The organism is Aeromonas sp. TW 6 (genome assembly GCF_013168745.1).
Classification (GTDB): Bacteria; Pseudomonadota; Gammaproteobacteria; order Enterobacterales; family Aeromonadaceae; genus Aeromonas; species Aeromonas caviae.
On sequence record NZ_JABERS010000023.1, the window covers coordinates 1 to 17,244 of the forward strand.

The 17,244-nt window shown below is 58.2% G+C and carries 13 protein-coding genes; 6 read left to right on the forward strand and 7 right to left on the reverse strand.

Going from position 1 to position 17,244, the window contains the following annotated elements; genetic code table 11:
• Nucleotides 1-110: 110 nt before the first annotated feature.
• From HKD46_RS12580 to brxF, 3 genes are read right to left on the reverse strand one after another with little or no spacing between them, the layout of a single operon-like run.
• The gene (locus HKD46_RS12580; RefSeq protein ID WP_171865486.1) at nucleotides 111-1,124 is read right to left on the reverse strand and encodes a DNA methyltransferase; all 1,014 of its coding nucleotides are present in this window, start codon (nucleotides 1,122-1,124) and stop codon (nucleotides 111-113) included.
• Between the two features lie 48 nt (nucleotides 1,125-1,172).
• Nucleotides 1,173-4,898: a DUF6079 family protein gene (locus HKD46_RS12585; RefSeq protein ID WP_163156127.1), complete on the reverse strand. Its 3,726-nt coding sequence runs from the start codon at nucleotides 4,896-4,898 to the stop codon at nucleotides 1,173-1,175.
• A 2-nt stretch (nucleotides 4,899-4,900) separates the two neighbouring features.
• Nucleotides 4,901-5,413 (reverse strand): BREX-3 system P-loop-containing protein BrxF, encoded by a 513-nt coding sequence (gene brxF, locus HKD46_RS21630; protein ID WP_049048521.1) that lies wholly within the window; start codon nucleotides 5,411-5,413, stop codon nucleotides 4,901-4,903.
• Between the two features lie 292 nt (nucleotides 5,414-5,705).
• On the opposite strand from brxF, the gene umuD reads away from it, so the two are divergent.
• Complete coding sequence (umuD, locus tag HKD46_RS12595; protein ID WP_163156131.1) at nucleotides 5,706-6,149, forward strand: translesion error-prone DNA polymerase V autoproteolytic subunit; 444 nt, start codon at nucleotides 5,706-5,708, stop codon at nucleotides 6,147-6,149.
• Nucleotides 6,130-7,389, forward strand: a complete 1,260-nt coding sequence (umuC, locus tag HKD46_RS12600; protein ID WP_163156133.1) for a translesion error-prone DNA polymerase V subunit UmuC — start codon at nucleotides 6,130-6,132, stop codon at nucleotides 7,387-7,389. Before umuD ends, umuC begins: the two co-directional genes overlap by 20 nt.
• A gap of 605 nt (nucleotides 7,390-7,994) precedes the next feature.
• Here the strand turns inward: umuC and exuR are convergent.
• The 4 genes from exuR to HKD46_RS12620 all read right to left on the reverse strand — a co-directional run bounded on the left by exuR (nucleotide 7,995) and on the right by HKD46_RS12620 (nucleotide 11,761).
• Nucleotides 7,995-8,774, reverse strand: coding sequence for a transcriptional regulator ExuR (exuR, locus tag HKD46_RS12605; RefSeq protein WP_069652822.1), 780 nt, complete (start codon nucleotides 8,772-8,774; stop codon nucleotides 7,995-7,997).
• A gap of 130 nt (nucleotides 8,775-8,904) precedes the next feature.
• Nucleotides 8,905-10,206, reverse strand: coding sequence for a TRAP transporter large permease (locus tag HKD46_RS12610; protein WP_043154537.1), 1,302 nt, complete (start codon nucleotides 10,204-10,206; stop codon nucleotides 8,905-8,907).
• Nucleotides 10,206-10,727: a TRAP transporter small permease gene (locus HKD46_RS12615; RefSeq protein ID WP_043154535.1), complete on the reverse strand. Its 522-nt coding sequence runs from the start codon at nucleotides 10,725-10,727 to the stop codon at nucleotides 10,206-10,208. The genes HKD46_RS12610 and HKD46_RS12615 overlap by 1 nt, the downstream gene beginning before the upstream one ends.
• Nucleotides 10,728-10,771: 44 nt before the next feature.
• On the reverse strand, nucleotides 10,772-11,761 hold the full coding sequence (locus HKD46_RS12620; protein WP_045525242.1) for a TRAP transporter substrate-binding protein: 990 nt from the start codon (nucleotides 11,759-11,761) through the stop codon (nucleotides 10,772-10,774).
• A 436-nt stretch (nucleotides 11,762-12,197) separates the two neighbouring features.
• On the opposite strand from HKD46_RS12620, the gene uxaC reads away from it, so the two are divergent.
• The 4 genes from uxaC (at nucleotide 12,198) to HKD46_RS12640 (ending at nucleotide 17,238) form a co-directional block, all read left to right on the forward strand.
• The gene (gene uxaC, locus HKD46_RS12625; protein ID WP_171865487.1) at nucleotides 12,198-13,610 is read left to right on the forward strand and encodes a glucuronate isomerase; all 1,413 of its coding nucleotides are present in this window, start codon (nucleotides 12,198-12,200) and stop codon (nucleotides 13,608-13,610) included.
• A 122-nt stretch (nucleotides 13,611-13,732) separates the two neighbouring features.
• Nucleotides 13,733-15,196, forward strand: coding sequence for a tagaturonate reductase (locus tag HKD46_RS12630; protein ID WP_171865488.1), 1,464 nt, complete (start codon nucleotides 13,733-13,735; stop codon nucleotides 15,194-15,196).
• 9 nt (nucleotides 15,197-15,205) lie between these two features.
• Nucleotides 15,206-16,693 carry a UxaA family hydrolase gene (locus tag HKD46_RS12635; protein WP_171865489.1) on the forward strand — a complete coding sequence of 496 codons (1,488 nt, stop codon included), beginning with the start codon at nucleotides 15,206-15,208 and terminating at the stop codon, nucleotides 16,691-16,693.
• Nucleotides 16,690-17,238, forward strand: a complete 549-nt coding sequence (locus tag HKD46_RS12640; protein WP_171865490.1) for a YgjV family protein — start codon at nucleotides 16,690-16,692, stop codon at nucleotides 17,236-17,238. The genes HKD46_RS12635 and HKD46_RS12640 overlap by 4 nt, the downstream gene beginning before the upstream one ends.
• Nucleotides 17,239-17,244: the final 6 nt, after the last annotated feature.

Genomic DNA, 17,244 nt, shown 5'->3' on the forward strand with positions numbered 1-17,244 from the left:
CAGTTGGTTAAGATCTCGACTATTTACAGCTTGGCAACGCAAGGTACAATTAAAATCGTACTTGGAGCCGTTCAACTGATCGAGACTTGATCAACTTGTGCAGAGAATGATCATGCGTCGGCCCTGGTCTTGCCGATTTTGTAGCAAATCAAGGATGGTTTTCTTTTAGGAACTTGACGAGTCTCGTTGTCAACAGGATCAAATTCTGTCGAATAAGTCTTTTGCAGACTGCGCTTAGATACTTCAGCCTGACAATGGGGGCATGGAAAACTGTCTTTTACTCGCTTTGATTCTTCATCCAAAGCCTCGGCGAGAAATTCCACCTCGCCAGCACAATCAGGACAAGCGAACACTTCACTCCAGACGGTATATTCAATACGCCCCTTAGTTTTGCCATCTGTATGAAGCGTCTCGTACATCCAGCCAATTTCATTTTCAACGTCACGCAGCAGTTTTTTCGCTGCTTTATTAAATGCTGTTACATCAAAAGGCAAATTGTAGTTTGCCGCGATAAAAGTTGCGGCAGGAGATAAATCATTAAGAACACAGTGCCGAAGCCCCCATTGAGGAGCTGCATGGCCTTCTTCCTTCCACTTCTGTTCAAGCTCCATTTTGTATTCTTGAGGAGCGGACCCACACCATTGAGCTGCAACACCGGTCATGCCTGAGCCGTTGAATCCATCCAGTATGATGTCGCCTGGTTTTGTGTAATGGAGAATTGAAGGCACGATAGCAAGATGCGGAACCTTCGTGTGATAAGAGTGGGCTTTATATATGGCATGTGTCTTACCTTCACTGACATCTGCCGCAAATGGCTCGCGATGATATTCCTCATCAGTATCAGGTTTTTGTGCTTCCCATTCTGCAACAAAATCGCCAATCCAAGGATTAGGGCAGGCCGTGTAATAGGGCGGATCACTAAGATTTAAAATGTCTTCATCACTACCGATGGGAAACCCTTCAATTTTACGGAATTCTGGGTCTTTTAATTTTTCTGCCAGCAGGGCTAAAAAATAATCACGCCGAGCCTGATCGTTGGCAAAGGTTTTGCCTAAGCAGGTCACAGGGCCTGCAGTCTGATCGTGTTGTGGGCTATCACTGGAAAATAAGCTGTCTTGTTGCATGGAGCTTCCTATAGCGGGTACGGCATAAACCGCACCCGCGACTCTTGATTAATCGATGATGATGCGAACTTTCGCGATGTCTTTGCCCTGACAGAGTTTGTTCAGCAGGCGGTTAAAGCGCTCAGCGATTTCGTCACGCCCCTGGGGTAGACCTTGACCGAGTGCATACACGAGTTCGGCGGCACTGACTCGCACCTCCTCCAACCCGGCGAGAACCAGATTGACCGCCTGAACAAAGGCGGAATCCAGTGGGTCAGGTAGCTGCCCTTGCTGAATAAAATCATGAATTAACTCTGCCTGTTCGGCTTTGAGCAGATCCAGATTAATAAAGGGGTCATCCAGCAAGCTGCTGAGGTTACTGAGCCAATCACTTTGCAGGCTGTCGAGCCGCTGTTCCAGACTCTTCAATTGTTCGCTGGCTGGCGCCTTGCCGCTCTCTTGGCGAGCATTAAACTCCATGGGGTTGGCATTCATCGCCAGCAGCTTTGGGTCGATAGGCTTGGCGGCTTGCAATTGCGCCGCCTCCTTACGCCACTCAGCCAGTTGTGTGGCCGGGAGCAAGGCGATACCGCTTAAGATCTCCAGCTCAGCCAAGCGTTCGTCATTCAACAGCTTGGCTTTGGTCTTCTCTTCGTTGCCGTCGAGACGCGCTCGCATATAGAGCTCAACATAGTATTTGGCATAGTCGGTTTTCAGCGCCGACAATGTGCTGAGCTGCGCGGCCTTAAAGCTGTCATCACCGCGCAGTGAGGGGTTGGCCAAACCTTGGCGTAGGGCATCCCGCGCCAGCTTGACTTGCTCTTGCCAAGCATGTGATTCGGGCAATACCTGCTGCGCCTCTTTGAGATAGGCGCAGAGGGGGGCTAGATCGCCCACTACGGTTTTGAGCTGCACAAAGTTGTGCCATGTCTGCAGCATCTGTTGGTATGTGGCGATGTCGGCGGCAGTCACCTTAAGATTTTTCAGCTTGCCCGGTTTGTCGTAGCGCGCAATGGTTTCCAAAAAGTTCTTCAGCTCGCTCAGCTGGGTGGAGAGCGTCTGCTCCTCGCTCTCTTCCAGTACTGATTGCCCCCACAGCGGCAAGCGATCCTTAACGCTCTGCTGCCCCTTGACCAGCTCGTTAATCAGCGCCTCAGTGCGCTTTAACATTTCCCGCACCACGCCTTCATCGCCTTGCTGAATTGAGGTGGCTAGGCCATCGTTCATCTCAAGCAGGGTGAGTAGGGCTTTTAAGGCGGTGATATTAAAATCCTTGGGTGCCTGGATATGTTTAAAATCTCTCAGCACATCAAAGGGGATGGACTTGAACTTGACCACATCGCTGGCGGTCAGGGTGTGGCCGACTACCACCAACTCGAGCTCGCCGCTGTAAACCAAACAGGCGATCAGCACTAGCAGCCATTCAGGCTCCAGGCGGAAGCTATCGGGCTTAAAGTAGAGGCGGGAGTTGATGGCCTCCAGCAATTCGGCTTGATTGACCACTTGCCCTTGCTGCTTGCTTTGCAGGACGGCCAAAACGGCTTGGGCATAGCGCGATTGCAGCGGAGCGATTTTATCACCATCCAATAATTCCAACGCATCGAGCACGGCATTGGCGCGCTTGGTTGCTGCCCCACCGGAGACGACACTTAACGCATCCTTGGCTGCGCTTTCGATGTTATCGTAGGTGATCCATTGGCTAAAGCTGGGATACTCGGGTGCCAACGCTTCAAAGTGATTGGCCAAAATATGGCTGGCAACGGCTTCGAAGATATCTTTGAGACTGCCGATCTGGCTATCACCAAGTCCGGAGATGTTGCGCACCGAGGTGCCTTTTAGCCAGTCCATCATCGGCTTGTTTTGCCCGTTATATTGGGCAATGTAAGCCTCTTTGAAGTGGCTCTTGAGCCAGGTCTGCATCTCTTTGAGATAACCATCAGCCTTGAGTTTGTAGACATTCTTAGCGTTACCGGTAGCCGAAGCATGCAAGTCGATGGCTGCTGCGTAGTAGTTCAAGCAACGATCAAACTCGGCATCGGCGTTTTGCAAAACAAACAGCACTTCATCGCTACGGATAAACTCTTTTTTCAGCTTGGGCGGGTTATAGGGCTGAATAAAGTACATGTAATAGTCGAGCGGAGGTTTGGCTGTCTCGCGCTCATTGGGAGAGCCGAGGAACATCCAGCCGGGGCGGTTGACGTTACGATCCAACCATTTGAGCTCGTGCCGCCACATCTGAATATTAGGCTGCTGGGTATCAGTTTCTTCCAGGATCTGCAGCATGGCTTCACGATAAGCACCATTACGGCTGTCATCGGTCAGCAAGGGCACCTTGTTTTCGATATAGGCATCAAAATCTTCGGTCTTTTTCAAATCCAAAAAGAATTGATCGTTGGCCTTGTTCTTGGAAAAGAACTGGCCGTTGACGGTTTTACGGATCTTGGTCAATACCGCGACGATCTGGGTTTCCAGGTTTTTGCTCTTTTCCCCTGGCAACTGTTCGATACCGGGTAGATAGAGGCAAAGAGAATCACGTAGCTCGGCAGCCGTAGCCCCCATCTCGTTATAAACATCGCCGACGGACAAACGATGGATGGCCAGTCCGGCGACCAAGCGCTTGGCAAAATCGATCTCCGTAGCGGTGGGATAGGCTTGGTCGATACGCGTAAACAGGGTTTCACCGACCTCAATAACCTGACCGATCTCCGGGTTGGTTTTGGCGCTCGGGTCGCCTCTAAGCTCATCCCAGTAGGTGTCGTAAGAAAACACACCTGGCTTATCGGTAGGCACCACCTGCTCCATCAAGGCTTGCATCTGCCGCGACAGGCTACGCAGTACCTGGCGTTGCTCTATACCCGCGCCCCGCACGCGCTCGAAGGTATTGATGTAGTCAGGGTGCACTGGGAACATGCGCACAAACTCATCGAGGCGTTCGTTCATGCGGTCAAAGCAGGGGGTGAATTGCTGCAGGTACTCGCGGATCCAATGCAGTTGCTGGGCATCTTTTTTGAGCAGACGCTCGGCGACGACATATTTGATATCGTCACGGGTAATCAGCACCTGCTCGGCCCGGTCACGGATGCGTTTGACTTCTTGGGTGGCGAATGCAAGTTGCGTGCTATCAAAGATAGCTTCTTGCACACCACAGATGAAACGGAAACGGGTACCATCGATCACTTCACCCATCACACGCATCATGGCCATATCCAACGGCAGCTGCTGCTGATTACGAGAGCGCAGGTAATCGAGGATTTCGTCACAGATCAGCAGCAAACCTTGGTCGGGATAGCGCTCGTGAAACAGCGCCATCATCTTTTCAAAGTAGGGTTTGTGATTGGATGAGATTTCCTCCATGGCCGGGAATTGGTAGTCGATACCCATCTCAGCCAGGCCTGATGTCAAGTTGTCGGTGACAATATCGGCAAAGGCTTTTTTGCTAGCACCGACTTCAAAGCGGATGACTTTGAACTTGCCAGCAATCTTGTTCGCGGCTACACGCACCTTGTCGTTAGTGATGAATTGGGCCAATTCTGGAAACTCGGCGACGGCCGAGATCACCGACATCAAATGTGATTTACCGGAACCGTAGTTACCGACCACCCAGAGAGATTTGTTATCAACGGATTCGTCAAACTGAAGCTGAGGAATGATGATGTCCGCCAGCTTTTGCGACATTTTGTCCGAGATGACATATGAGGCCACCAACTGTTGAGCCTTTGACTGTTCTGCCGACTCTTTGAGTTTGATGATGGTGGTGACGGGCTCAAACTGAATGAGCTCCCCGTACTTTTTCATTTTTATCCCCTTTGCTCGGTAACGTGAATGATGGGCACGTTGGCCAAATCATTCGCAGAGTAAGATTGATAGTCGTCCCGTCCGGGGACGGAAAAGGTTAGAAATCGTTCTGTAATCTGACCAGGCCAGATGGCCACGATAGGTTTGAGGCGAGCTAAATCCTGGAGCTGACGCAGTGGGTCTAGTTCCAACGTTGGCTCAAACAAAACTTGGATCCTGTCTAGCCATACAACATCAGACGCTATGCCATTCAGCATTTGAGCAATGATGTCTGAAACATGGCGAGACCGGTCATTGCATGATAGCGGTAACAGCCGCTCACATAACTGTTCTGAAAGCTCAAGATATGTCAGCCCTTCTGTTTCACGAGCAGACCTGATGATTTGTGTAGGTGAGTTGATGACTAGCACCAAGGCGCTAGATTGGACACTCATTCTCAACAGGGCCTTGTTGGCTTCCGCTTGCAGCTCGTATGCCGAAGATACGCTTGTTACATGGATTGGTTGCCCGAGCATCGCTCTCTGCTTAATGACACAAATAAATTGGCATATTCTAGCGATTTCAACTTGGTCTGTCTCATCAGAAACCTTGAGATAGCGTGTCTTTATGAATCGCCCCGGCTCTCCAACTGACTGGGGATCCACATAACCACCCAACTGGAATCAAGGCTGAGACACGGATTGTGACTCATACTGACCTCTTTGTTATTTGTCGGCGCCATGGTACGCCATCAGTGGCATGCGGGACTTGCGCTGGTTCAAAGGTGGCGCGCTATAATGCCTGTATATAAATACAGGTGTTATTACCATGAAGCTGTTAACCCCAGACCCATCACCCGCCGAGGTGACCATCCCGCTGTTCTTGCATCACGCCTCCTGTGGCTTTCCCAGCCCAGCAAGCGACTATCTGGAAGGGAAGTTGGACCTCAACACCCACTGCGTGTCGCACCCTGCAGCAACCTTCTATCTGCGCGCCGAGGGGGAGAGCATGACCGGGGTCGGCATCTTTCCCGGTGACTTGCTGGTAGTCGATAAGAGCCTGACCCCGCGCCATGGTGATGTGGTGATTGCACTACTCGATGGCGGCTTCACGGTAAAGATCTTGCAGCTCAAGCCTAGGCTGCGGCTGTTGCCAGCCAATTCGGCGTTCGCGCCTATCGACCCTTGCATGAGCCTCTCCCTGGAGTTGTTCGGAGTAGTCACCCATGTGATTGGCAATCTGAGGCAGCGTGATGGCTATAGCGCTCGTTGATGTAAACAACTTCTACGCCAGCTGTGAGCGGCTGTTTCGCCCTGAGCTGCGTGGCCGCCCGATCGTGGTGCTCTCCAACAACGATGGATGCGTGGTGTCGCGCAGCCCCGAGGCCAAGGCGATGGGTATCAAGATGGCCGGGCCCTACTTCAAGATCCGCGATCAGTTCGAGGCGCATGGCGGTGTGGCATTCAGCTCCAACTACGCGCTCTATGGAGACATGTCTGGCAGGGTGATGAGCACGTTGGAGACCATGGCCCCCGAGCTGGAGGTCTACTCCATCGATGAAGCATTCCTGTCACTGTCGGAGTCGTTTGCCGGGGACCTGACAGCCTATGGACAACAGATCCGGCAGCGAGTGTGGCAGTGGACCGGCCTCACGGTAGGGGTCGGGATTGGCCCCACCAAGACCCTCGCCAAGCTGGCCAACTATGCAGCCAAGAAGTGGCCTGCCACGGGCGGCGTCGTGGACTTGCGTGACGAGCTGCGCCGTGCCCGGCTGATGGCTATCACCCCGGTGGACGAGGTGTGGGGCATAGGACGGCGCTTGGGCGCTAAGTTGGTGGCACAAGGCATCAACACCGTGGCTGACCTGGTGGCTAGCGACGCCAAAGGGTTACGCGCCCAATACGGCGTGGTGGTCGAGCGGATCGTACAGGAGCTGCGTGGCCTGCCTTGCGCAGAGCTGACCGTTGAACCGGCGGCGAAGCTGCAGATCCTCTCGAGCCGTTCCTTTGGTGAGCGCGTGACCGACCGTGGAGAAATGGCCCAAGCGTTGTCGGGCTTTATGGCTCGCGCAGCCGAGAAGCTGCGGGCCGAGGGAATGTGTTGCCAGCGGGTGCACCTGTTCGTGCGAACCAGCCCCTTTGATGAACGAGCCCCTTACTACAGTGAGCAGGCTGGCGTCCGGCTGGTCTGCCCTAGCGATGATACCCGGTTGCTGCTGCAGCAAGTGAACGTGCTGCTACCGCAGATTTGGCGCGACGGTTACCGCTATCAGAAGGGGGGCGTCATGCTGAGTGAGTTCACCCCCAAGGGGCAGCAACAGGCCGATCTGTTTGCCCCGTCCTCCGCTCAATCAGATGCGCTGATGGCAGTGATGGACCAGATCAAAGCCAAGGGATTGGGGCGCGTAGGCTTTGCCAGCCAGGGCACTGGGTCGCCTGAGTGGATGATGCGACAAGAGCACTTGAGCCCCTGTTACACCACCCGCTGGGAGGACCTGCCGGTGGCGAGGTAAAAAGCCACAGAAGGTTGAAACAGTCTATTCAAAGCTCGCTGGACAGGTAAATTTTGGACGGGAAATTTTTTTCCAAACGAGGAACTGATACAACAGAGAGCGCCAACTTTCGCAAGAGTCAGTTACCTTTTGAGAAAGGTGAGAGTTAAAATTTCCTCCACGGCCAATTAACCACATATGACCATTCCAGCCCAGATAACACTATGTTATTGCAGAAGTTCTGATGTTAGGCATACGGTTAGGCATATATTAATTTTCTGAATTGGCGATTTTAATTTAAGATCAATTAGTTAGTCATTAGGTTCAACATCCCCCAGCACCAAACGTTTGGAAAGGGCCACTTCGCAAGAAGTGGTCCTTTTTGTATCCTTTTTCTCACCTTCAGAGGTTGTATCCGCCCCGCGAGTGCTGTGCATCTCCAGACCAAGGGCCAAAGGCTCCGCGGGTCGTGACTGCATTTGACATGTGCCAGCATCCAGGTGATGCGGCCAGCAAAAACCGGCGAGTGGAGCGGCAATTTGCCCGGGAGCTGTGGGCCACGCCATCAGCCCAGCGCCTCCATGGGGTTGAAACAACCTCGAGGGTTCGCCCCCGAGAATCTTCCACTAGCCGTTGGCAGTGGAAGGCTGGGTCAGATGAACGACGGGATTTTCGGAGAAGAGGTAGCGGTCATCCTCCATTTCGTCATCGAAGATGGTGGCCTGGAAGAGCATCTGCTTGGTGTTCTCCAGGTGCTGCCACATGGCCAGCTTGGCCGCCTGCGGATCCTTGCGCATCAGGGCCTTGAGGATCTGGTCGTGATCGTCGCACCAGCTGGAGATAGCCTTGTCGTCGATATGCTCGTGGAGCTTGCGCCAGTAGGGGTTGCGCTCGCGATGCAGCCAGAGCTGCTCGGTCAGGATCACCAGCACGGAGTTCTGGGTCGCCTTGGCCACCTGGATATGGAACTGCTTGTCCCACTCCGAATCGCGGGCACGATCCTCCTTGCGGGCCAGGGCCTGGATCTTCAGCAGCTCCATGATGTCCTGCTTGGTCACCTGGGTCGCGGCAAACTCGGCGATATTGCTCTCCAGCAGTTGCCTGGCTTGCAGCAGCTCGAAGGGGCCCGCCGTCAACAGGGCGTCATCCAGGGTGGGAGTCGCTTCGGCATACTGGCTCTCCCGGGCGATCACGTGGATCCCGGACCCTTTCTGCACCGCCACCAGCCCTTCCACTTCCAGCATGATGATGGCTTCGCGCACCACGGTGCGACTCACGTCCATCTCCTCGGCAATCAGCCGCTCGGCCGGCAGACGCTCGCCAACTTGATAACGCTGGCTGGCAATGCGTTGTTTCAGCTCGGCGGCGACTTTCTGATAGAGACGCTTTGATTCAACCAAGTCCATATTCATCTCACTCACACCCCAGCCTCATACTATTCAAGTGCCGGGACTGTCCCCCGGATACGGTAACTTGTTATACCAATTTACATGAAAATGAACAAGTGAGCCCTGGGCTCACTTGTTCTCTCATGACTCAGTGCATGCCAAACAGTCCCGGCAGGAAGAGACTGAGTGACGGTATGTAGGTCACCGCCATCAGGCTCAGCAGCAAGACGAAGAAGAAGGGCAGCATGGGCCGGATCAGGGCCTGCAGCTTGACCCCCGAGACCGAACACCCCACAAACAACGCACTGCCCACCGGCGGTGTACAGAGCCCGATGCAGAGGTTGAAGATCATCATGATGCCGAAGTGGACCGGATCCATGCCGAGCTCGGTGACGATGGGCAGGAAGATCGGGGTGAAGATCAGCACCGCCGGAGTCATGTCCATGAAGACGCCCACGATGAGCAGGATCACGTTGATGATGAGCAGGATGACCAGAGGGTTATCGGAGACATTCATCAAGGCGTCACTGATGGTGTAGGGGATATCCGCATTGGTCATGGCCCAGGACATGCCCACCGAGATGCCGATCAGCAGCAGCACGATGGCGGTGGTGATGACCGAGTCCAGCATGATGGCCGGCAGATCCTTGAACTTCACTTCGCGGTAGATGAGCACCGAGAGTACGAAGGTGTAGACCACGGCGATGGCGGAGGCTTCGGTGGCGGTGAAGATGCCCCCCAGGATCCCGCCCATGACCACCACCACCAGCAGCAGGCTGGGGATGGCATCCCAGAAGGCGCGCATCACCATGGCAAAGGAGGGTCGCTCCGCAACCGGGTAGCCACGGCGCTTGGCGATGATGGCTCCCACGGCCATGATGCTGAGCCCCATCAGGATGCCGGGGACGTAACCGGCCATGAACAGGGTGGCCACCGAGATGCCGCCGGCGGTCAGGGCATAGATGATGAGCACGTTGGAGGGCGGGATCAGCAGACCCGTGATGCAGGAGGTCACGTTGATGGCCGCCGAATAGGCCGGATCATAGCCGGACTTCTTCTGCATGGGGGCCATGGTGCCACCCACCGCGGCCGCGGCTGCCACCGCCGACCCCGAGATGGAGCCGAACAGCATGTTGGCCATGACATTCACGTGGCCGAGCGAGCCCGGCATGCGGCCCACCAGCACCTGGGAGAAGTTGATGAGCCGCTGGGCGATGCCGCCGCAGTTCATCAGGGTCCCCGCCAAGATGAAGAAGGGGATCGCCAGCAGGGAGAAGCTGTCGAGGCCGGTGGCCATCTTCTGGCCGACCACCGCAAGGATGGTTTCCATCGGCAGCATCATCATGCCGGAGGCCAGGGTCGCCAGGCCGATGGAGAAAGAGATGGGCACGCCCGCGAACACCAACACGAAGAAGGAGCCGAACATGACCAGGGCTATGGTCCAATCCATCAGATGTTCTCCTCTGAGGGGGCAAGATCGGGGGTGGGCGCCAGACTGTCGAGCAGGGTCTCCAGCATGAAGAGCACACAGTAATAACTGATGATGAGGCCGCTCAGGGGCAGCACGGCGTAGACATAGGCCATCGGCAACTGCATGGCCGGGGAGACCTGGCCGGTGCTGTATACCTTGGTCACCAGGGTCAGGCCGCCCCACACCATGGCGCCGCTGGAAAACAGCAGCACGCAGAGATCCACGAACAGCTGGTTGGCGAGCTTGCGCCCTCCCTTGAGGTCGGAAACGAACAGGTCGATGCTGAGGTGGCGACGCTTGCCGGTGGCGTAGGCCGCTCCCAGCAATCCCACCCAGATCATGCTGAAGCGGGCTATCTCGTCGGTCATGGTGCTCGGCTGTGCCAGCACGTAGCGACTGAACACCTGCCAGACCACGCAGACTACCAGCATGGCCATCACGGCGACGGTAAACCCGGCGAGCAACCTGTCGATGGGTTGCTTGAACTTTTCAAGACGCATTGCGGTTCTCCCGGGAGGGCGATCTCGTCGCCCTCCCCTCATGATTACTGACCGGCTTCATTCTCGATCTTGGTGAGCCACTCACCGCGTACCGGATCCTTGCGGAAATCGTCATACAGGGGGGCCAGCGCAGTGCGGAAAGCCTCCTTGTCGACCTGGATGAAGGTGGCCCCCGCGTCGGTCGCCTGCTTGCGAGATGCCGCGACCTCCTTGTCCCACAGCTCCTGTTCGTAGGTTTCCGAGTGCTTGGCGGCAGTGGTGAGGATGGCCTTCTGCTCGTCGGAAAGCTTGTCCAGCACCTTGCTCGAGATCACCAGGAAATCGGGCACAGAAGTGTGCTGATCTTCGGCGTAGAACTTGGCCACCTCGACATGACGAGTCTGCACGTAGGAGGGCTCGTTGTTCTCGGCGCCGTCGATGACCCCTTGCTGCAGTGCGGTGTAGACCTCACCGAAGGGGATCGGGGCCGGGGCCGCACCCAGCAGTTCGATCAGCTTGATGGTGGTGGGGGTGGCGACCACCCGGATCTTCATCCCCTTCATGTCGGCCGGGGTGTGAATAGGCTTGTTGGCGTAGAAGCTGCGGGTCCCCGCCACGTAGGCGGCGATGGAGACGAAGCCCTTATCACGGGTCTGGGCCATCATGGATTCGCCCACGGGGCCGTAAATGACCTTGTTGAAGTGGGCCTGATCCTTGAACAGGTAAGGCAGGCTGAAGATGGAGAAGGCGGGCGAGAAGGGTTCCATCTCGCTGGCACTGGCCTTGGTCATGTCCAGGGCGCCGTTTTGCAGCAACTCCAGGGTCTCACGGGGACCGCCCATCTGGCCACCCGGGTAGATGCGCAGCTTCATCTTGCCGTCGGAGGCGGTGCTGATCTCCTTGGCCATCTGGGCCAACGCCTGGTGTACCACATGGTTGGTGTCCAGGTTATGGGCCAGCTTCAGCGTCACTCTCTCCATGGCATGGGAAGAGAAGGCTGTCAGGGCCAGGGGGGCGGCCATCAGGATGGCGGCGGCGATGGTTTTCATTTTCATTGGAGCGGGACCTCAAGTGTGTGCGTTTATCTGCTAGACCTCTTCCCTGAGGAGTCAGTCTTAATGTCCTACATCTTTGTGATGCACACTGTAATTGGTAGAACATCTATGAATGTTGAGAACCATCACAAAAACGGCATACCCCCACAAATGGGCTGTGATAAACCCAACGCAGGTCACATTTTACCCATCCACAAGAGTAAAAAGGTGTCATACAAACCTCTCATCCAGCCTCTTCATCCTCTTTCCCGCTCTTTCTCACCCTGTTAGGCACCATTGAAGGCCCTCTTTGAGACTCAAAATGGTTTAATTCGACGATTTTGTGAGCCGACCGGTGTTTTTTCAATATGGTGACTGGACGAGATGTCTGGCAATGAGAATAATTGGTCCAACAACTATCTCCACTTCACCGAGCACTCTCGTAGGGAGCAAGCGAATGACCGCCTTCATGACCGGTGACTTTCTGCTGGATACCGAATTCTCGCGCCAGCTTTATCACGGCTTCGCCGCCGGACAGCCCATCTTCGACTATCACTGCCACCTGCCGCCCCAGCTGATTGCCGAGGATCACCGCTTCGCCAACCTGTATGAGATCTGGCTCAAGGGGGATCACTACAAGTGGCGCGCCATGCGCTCAAACGGAGTGGATGAACGCTTCTGCACCGGGGATGCCGACGACTACGCCAAGTTCGAGGCCTGGGCCAGCACCGTGCCCCACACCATCGGCAACCCCCTCTATCACTGGACCCATCTCGAGCTCAAGCGGCCCTTTGGCATCACGGGCCAGCTGCTGGGGCCGCAGACCGCACAGGCTATCTGGCACCAGTGCAACGACAAGCTGGCCCAGCCCGACTTCTCGGCCCGCGGCATCATGAAACAGATGAACGTCAAGATGGTGGGCACCACGGACGATCCCGTCGACGATCTGCGCCACCACGCCGCCATCGCGGCCGACGGCGGCTTCGACATCAAGGTGCTGCCGAGCTGGCGTCCGGACAAGGCGTTCAACATCGACGCCCATGGCTTTGCGGACTATCTGGCCGAACTCGGCCGGGTCAGCGACATCCAGATCCGCACCTTTGCCGATCTGACCCGGGCCCTCGGCGTGCGGCTGGATCACTTCGCCGCACACGGCTGCAAGATTGCCGACCATGCCCTGGACGAAGTGCCCTTCGGCCAGGCCGGCGAACAGGCGCTCGACGCCATGCTGACTCGACGTCTGGGGGGCGCCGTACTGGAGAGCGCCGATGTGGCCGCCTTCAAGACCGCAGTGCTGCTCTATCTGGCGGGCGAATACCACCGGCGCGGCTGGGTGCAGCAGTACCACATCGGGGCGCTGCGCAACAACAACAGCCGCCGCCTGCTGACCCTGGGGCCGGACACCGGCTTTGACTCCATCCACGACGCTCCCGTGGCCAAGGCGCTCTCCCGCCTGCTCGACGCCCAGGACGCGCAAGGGACGCTGCCCAAGACCATCCTCTACTGCCTGAACCCGAGGGACAACGAGGTGCTCGGCACCATGATCGGCAACTTCCAGGGGGACAACCTTCCCGGCAAGATGCAGTTCGGCTCGGGCTGGTGGTTCAACGATCAGAAGGATGGCATGGAGCGCCAGATGACCCAGCTCGCCCAGCTCGGCCTGCTCAGTCGCTTCGTCGGCATGCTGACCGACAGCCGCAGCTTCCTCTCCTACACCCGTCACGAATACTTCCGCCGCATCCTGTGCCGCATGATCGGGCACTGGGTCGCGGACGGTGAGGCCCCGGCCGATCTCGCGCTGCTGGGCCAGATGGTGGAGAACATCTGCTTCCACAACGCCCGCGACTACTTCGCCATCGAGCTGAACTGACCAGAAATAAAAAATGAGGCGGCGGGCATGTCCCGCCGCCGGAGCGGACCATTCCATGGGTCAAACCGCGCCCATCATCCATATCCGCCACAGGGGCACAGCCCCATGAGGACCACAACAAGATGCAACGCCTGAATCGTGATGCCTTCCCGGGGGCCCAATATCCGGACCGCGTGATCCAGTTTGGCGAGGGGAATTTCCTGCGCGCCTTCATCGACTGGCAGCTGGACCTGCTCAACGAGCACACCCGCCTCGACGCCGGCGTGGTCATAGTGCGCCCCATCGACAGCGACTTTCCCCCCAGCCTGAGCACTCAGGACGGCCTCTACACCACCGTCATCCGCGGGCTGGACGAGTCCGGCAAGGCCATCAGCACCCAGCGCCTGATCCGCAGCGTCAACCGCGAACTGAGCTGCTATCGCCAGTTCGACGAGGTGCTGGCACTGGCGCGCAACCCGGATATCCGCTTCCTCTTCTCCAACACCACGGAAGCCGGGATCAGCTATCACGCCGACGACCAGTTCGACGACGCTCCGCCCGCGAGCTTCCCGGCCAAGCTGACCCGCTTGCTGTTCGAGCGCTTCAGTCACTTTGACGGCGCCGCCGACAAGGGCTGGGTGCTGCTGCCGTGCGAGCTCATCGACTACAACGGCGACGCCCTGCGCGAGCTGGTGCTGCGCTACGCCGCCCAGTGGCAGTTGCCAGAGGCCTTCCAGACCTGGCTGCGCGAACACAACACCTTCTGCTCCACCCTGGTGGATCGCATCGTCACCGGCTTCCCCCGGGACGAGCACGCCGAGCTGCAGGCGCAATTTGGCTATCAGGATCAGTTCGTGGTCACCGCCGAGCACTTCTACCTGCTGGTGATCCAGGGGCCTGCATGGCTGACGAGCGCCCTCTGCCTCGATCAGCTGCCCGCCGGGCAGGCGCTCAACATCCTCATCGTCGATGACATCAAGCCCTACAAGGAGCGCAAGGTCGCCATCCTCAACGGCGCCCACACCGCCCTGGTGCCGGTCGCCTTCCTGGCCGGGCTCGACACGGTGGGCGAGGCCATGGCCGACGAGGAAATTGGCGAGTTCGTCGAGCGCATCATGCGCGATGAGATAGTGCCGACCTTGAGCCTGCCGCAAGAAGAGCTGCTCTCCTTCGCCCGCGACGTGCAGGGGCGCTTTCGCAACCCCTTCATCAAGCACCAGTTGCTCTCCATCGCCCTGAACGGCATGACCAAGTTCCGCACCCGTTTGCTGCCGCAGTTGCTGACCTATCAACAGCAGCAGGGCACCCTGGCGCCGCGCCTGAGCTTTGCCCTCGCCGCCCTGCTCGCCTTCTATCGCGGGGAGCGCAACGGACACACCTATCCGCTGCAGGACGATCAACCCTGGCTCGACGCCTACGCCCGCCTCTGGCCTGCGGTGGAGCGCGGCGAGATCCCCCAGCGCGCCCTGGTGCAAGAGGTGCTCGGCCAGGAGGCCCACTGGGGCCAGTCCCTGTGCGAGGTGCCCGGCCTGGTCGAGCGAGTCGATGCCTGTCTGACCCGGATCCGCGAGCAGGGCCTGCGCGCGGCGCTGGCCGCCTGCTGCTAAGGAGTGACCATGCAAGCCGTGATTCGCATCCACCCCGCCGACAATGTGCTGGTGACCCTGAGAGAGCTCGCCGCCGGCGAGCAGATAGCGCACGAAGGTGTTGCCTTCACCCTGAGCGACCCCCTCCCCCGCGGCCACAAGCTGGCGCTGGTGGCCCTCAGTGAAGGGGATCAGATCATCAAGTACGGTCTGCCCATCGGCCACGCCACCCGCGCCATCGCGGCGGGGGAGCATATCCATCACCACAATCTCGCCACCAACCTCAGCGAGCTCGACGAGTACAGCTACCAGCCGGAACTCATCGACGTCAGCACCGCGCTGCCGGACCGGGAGATCCAGGTCTACCGCCGCCACGACGGCCAGGTCGGCATTCGCAACGAGCTGTGGATCCTGCCCACCGTGGGCTGCGTCAACGCCCTCGCCAAACAGATGAAGCAACAGCTCGAGCGCGACACCGATCTCGGCGCCATCGACGGGGTGCACCTGTTCAGCCACCAGTACGGCTGCTCCCAACTCGGTCAGGATCACCTCAACACCCGCACCCTGCTGCAAAACCTGGTGCATCACCCCAACTCGGGGGGGGTTCTGGTGGTGGGGCTGGGCTGCGAGAACAACCAGATCGCCGCCTTCAGGGAGACCCTGGGCCCCGTCGATGCCGCCCGCGTGCGCTTCATGGTGTGCCAGCAGCACGATGACGAGGTGGAGCACGGGCTGGGGCTGCTGCGCGAGCTGCTCGCGCAGATGCAGCAAGACAGGCGCCAACCCGGTCGGCTCGGCGAGCTCAAATTCGGGCTGGAATGCGGCGGCTCGGACGGCCTCTCCGGGATCACCGCCAACCCGCTGCTCGGCTGCTTCTCCGACTACGTGATCCAGCACGGGGGCAGCTCGGTGCTGACCGAGGTGCCGGAGATGTTTGGCGCCGAGCGCATCCTGATGTCCCGCTGCCAGGACGAGCAGACCTTCGACAAGACGGTGCAGATGGTCAACGACTTCAAGCAGTACTTCATCGACCACCAGCAACCCATCTACGAGAACCCCTCCCCCGGCAACAAGGCGGGCGGCATCTCGACCCTGGAGGAGAAGTCCCTCGGCTGCACCCAGAAGGCGGGGCACAGCCAGGTGGTGGACGTGCTGCCCTACGGCGCCCGCTTGCAGCGCCCCGGGCTGAACCTGCTGAGTGCCCCGGGCAACGACGCCGTCGCCACCAGCGCCCTGGCCGGCGCAGGCTGCCACATGGTGCTGTTTAGTACCGGGCGCGGCACCCCTTACGGTGGCCCGGCCCCCACGGTCAAGCTCGCCACCAACAGCGATCTGGCCAGGCGCAAGCCGCACTGGATCGACTTCAATGCCGGCACCCTGATTGAGGGCACCCCCATGAGCAGCCTGCTCGCCCAGTTCATCGACCTCATCGTCGACATCGCCAACGGCAAGCCGACCTGCAACGAGCGCAACGACTTCCGGGAGCTGGCCATCTTCAAGAGTGGTGTCACCCTGTGAGTCTCGAGCTTGGCTGGCTGCAACCGGTCTGGACCCTGATTGAACAGCAGCCCCTGGCGCAAGGCATCGGCCTTGCCGCCATGCTGGTCGGGGTGAGCGCCTTCCTGCAACGGGACGACAGCCGCTTTCGCTGGCGGCTGTGTCTCTACCAGGGAGCCATCGCGGTCCACTTCCTGCTGATGGGTGCCAGCACGGCGGCTCTCAGCGCCGCCCTCAGCTGTGGTCGCACCATCGCCTCGGGGCGCACCCGCAGCCCCTGGGTGATGCTCTTCTTCCTCGTGCTGGTGTGGGTGCTGGGCATCCCCGGGATCACCAGTGCGGTGCAGTGGCTCCCCATCATCGGCACCACCATCGGCACCTGGGGCCTGTTCCGGGCCCACGGGCTGGCGCTGCGGCTGTGCATGCTGGCGGGCGGCTTGTGCTGGACCAGCCACAACATACTGATCGGCTCCATCGGCGGCAGCCTGATTGAGACCACCTTCCTGTTCGTCAACTGCCACACCATGTATCGCATGTGGCGTCATCCCCTGGCGAACCCCCTGTAACGATTG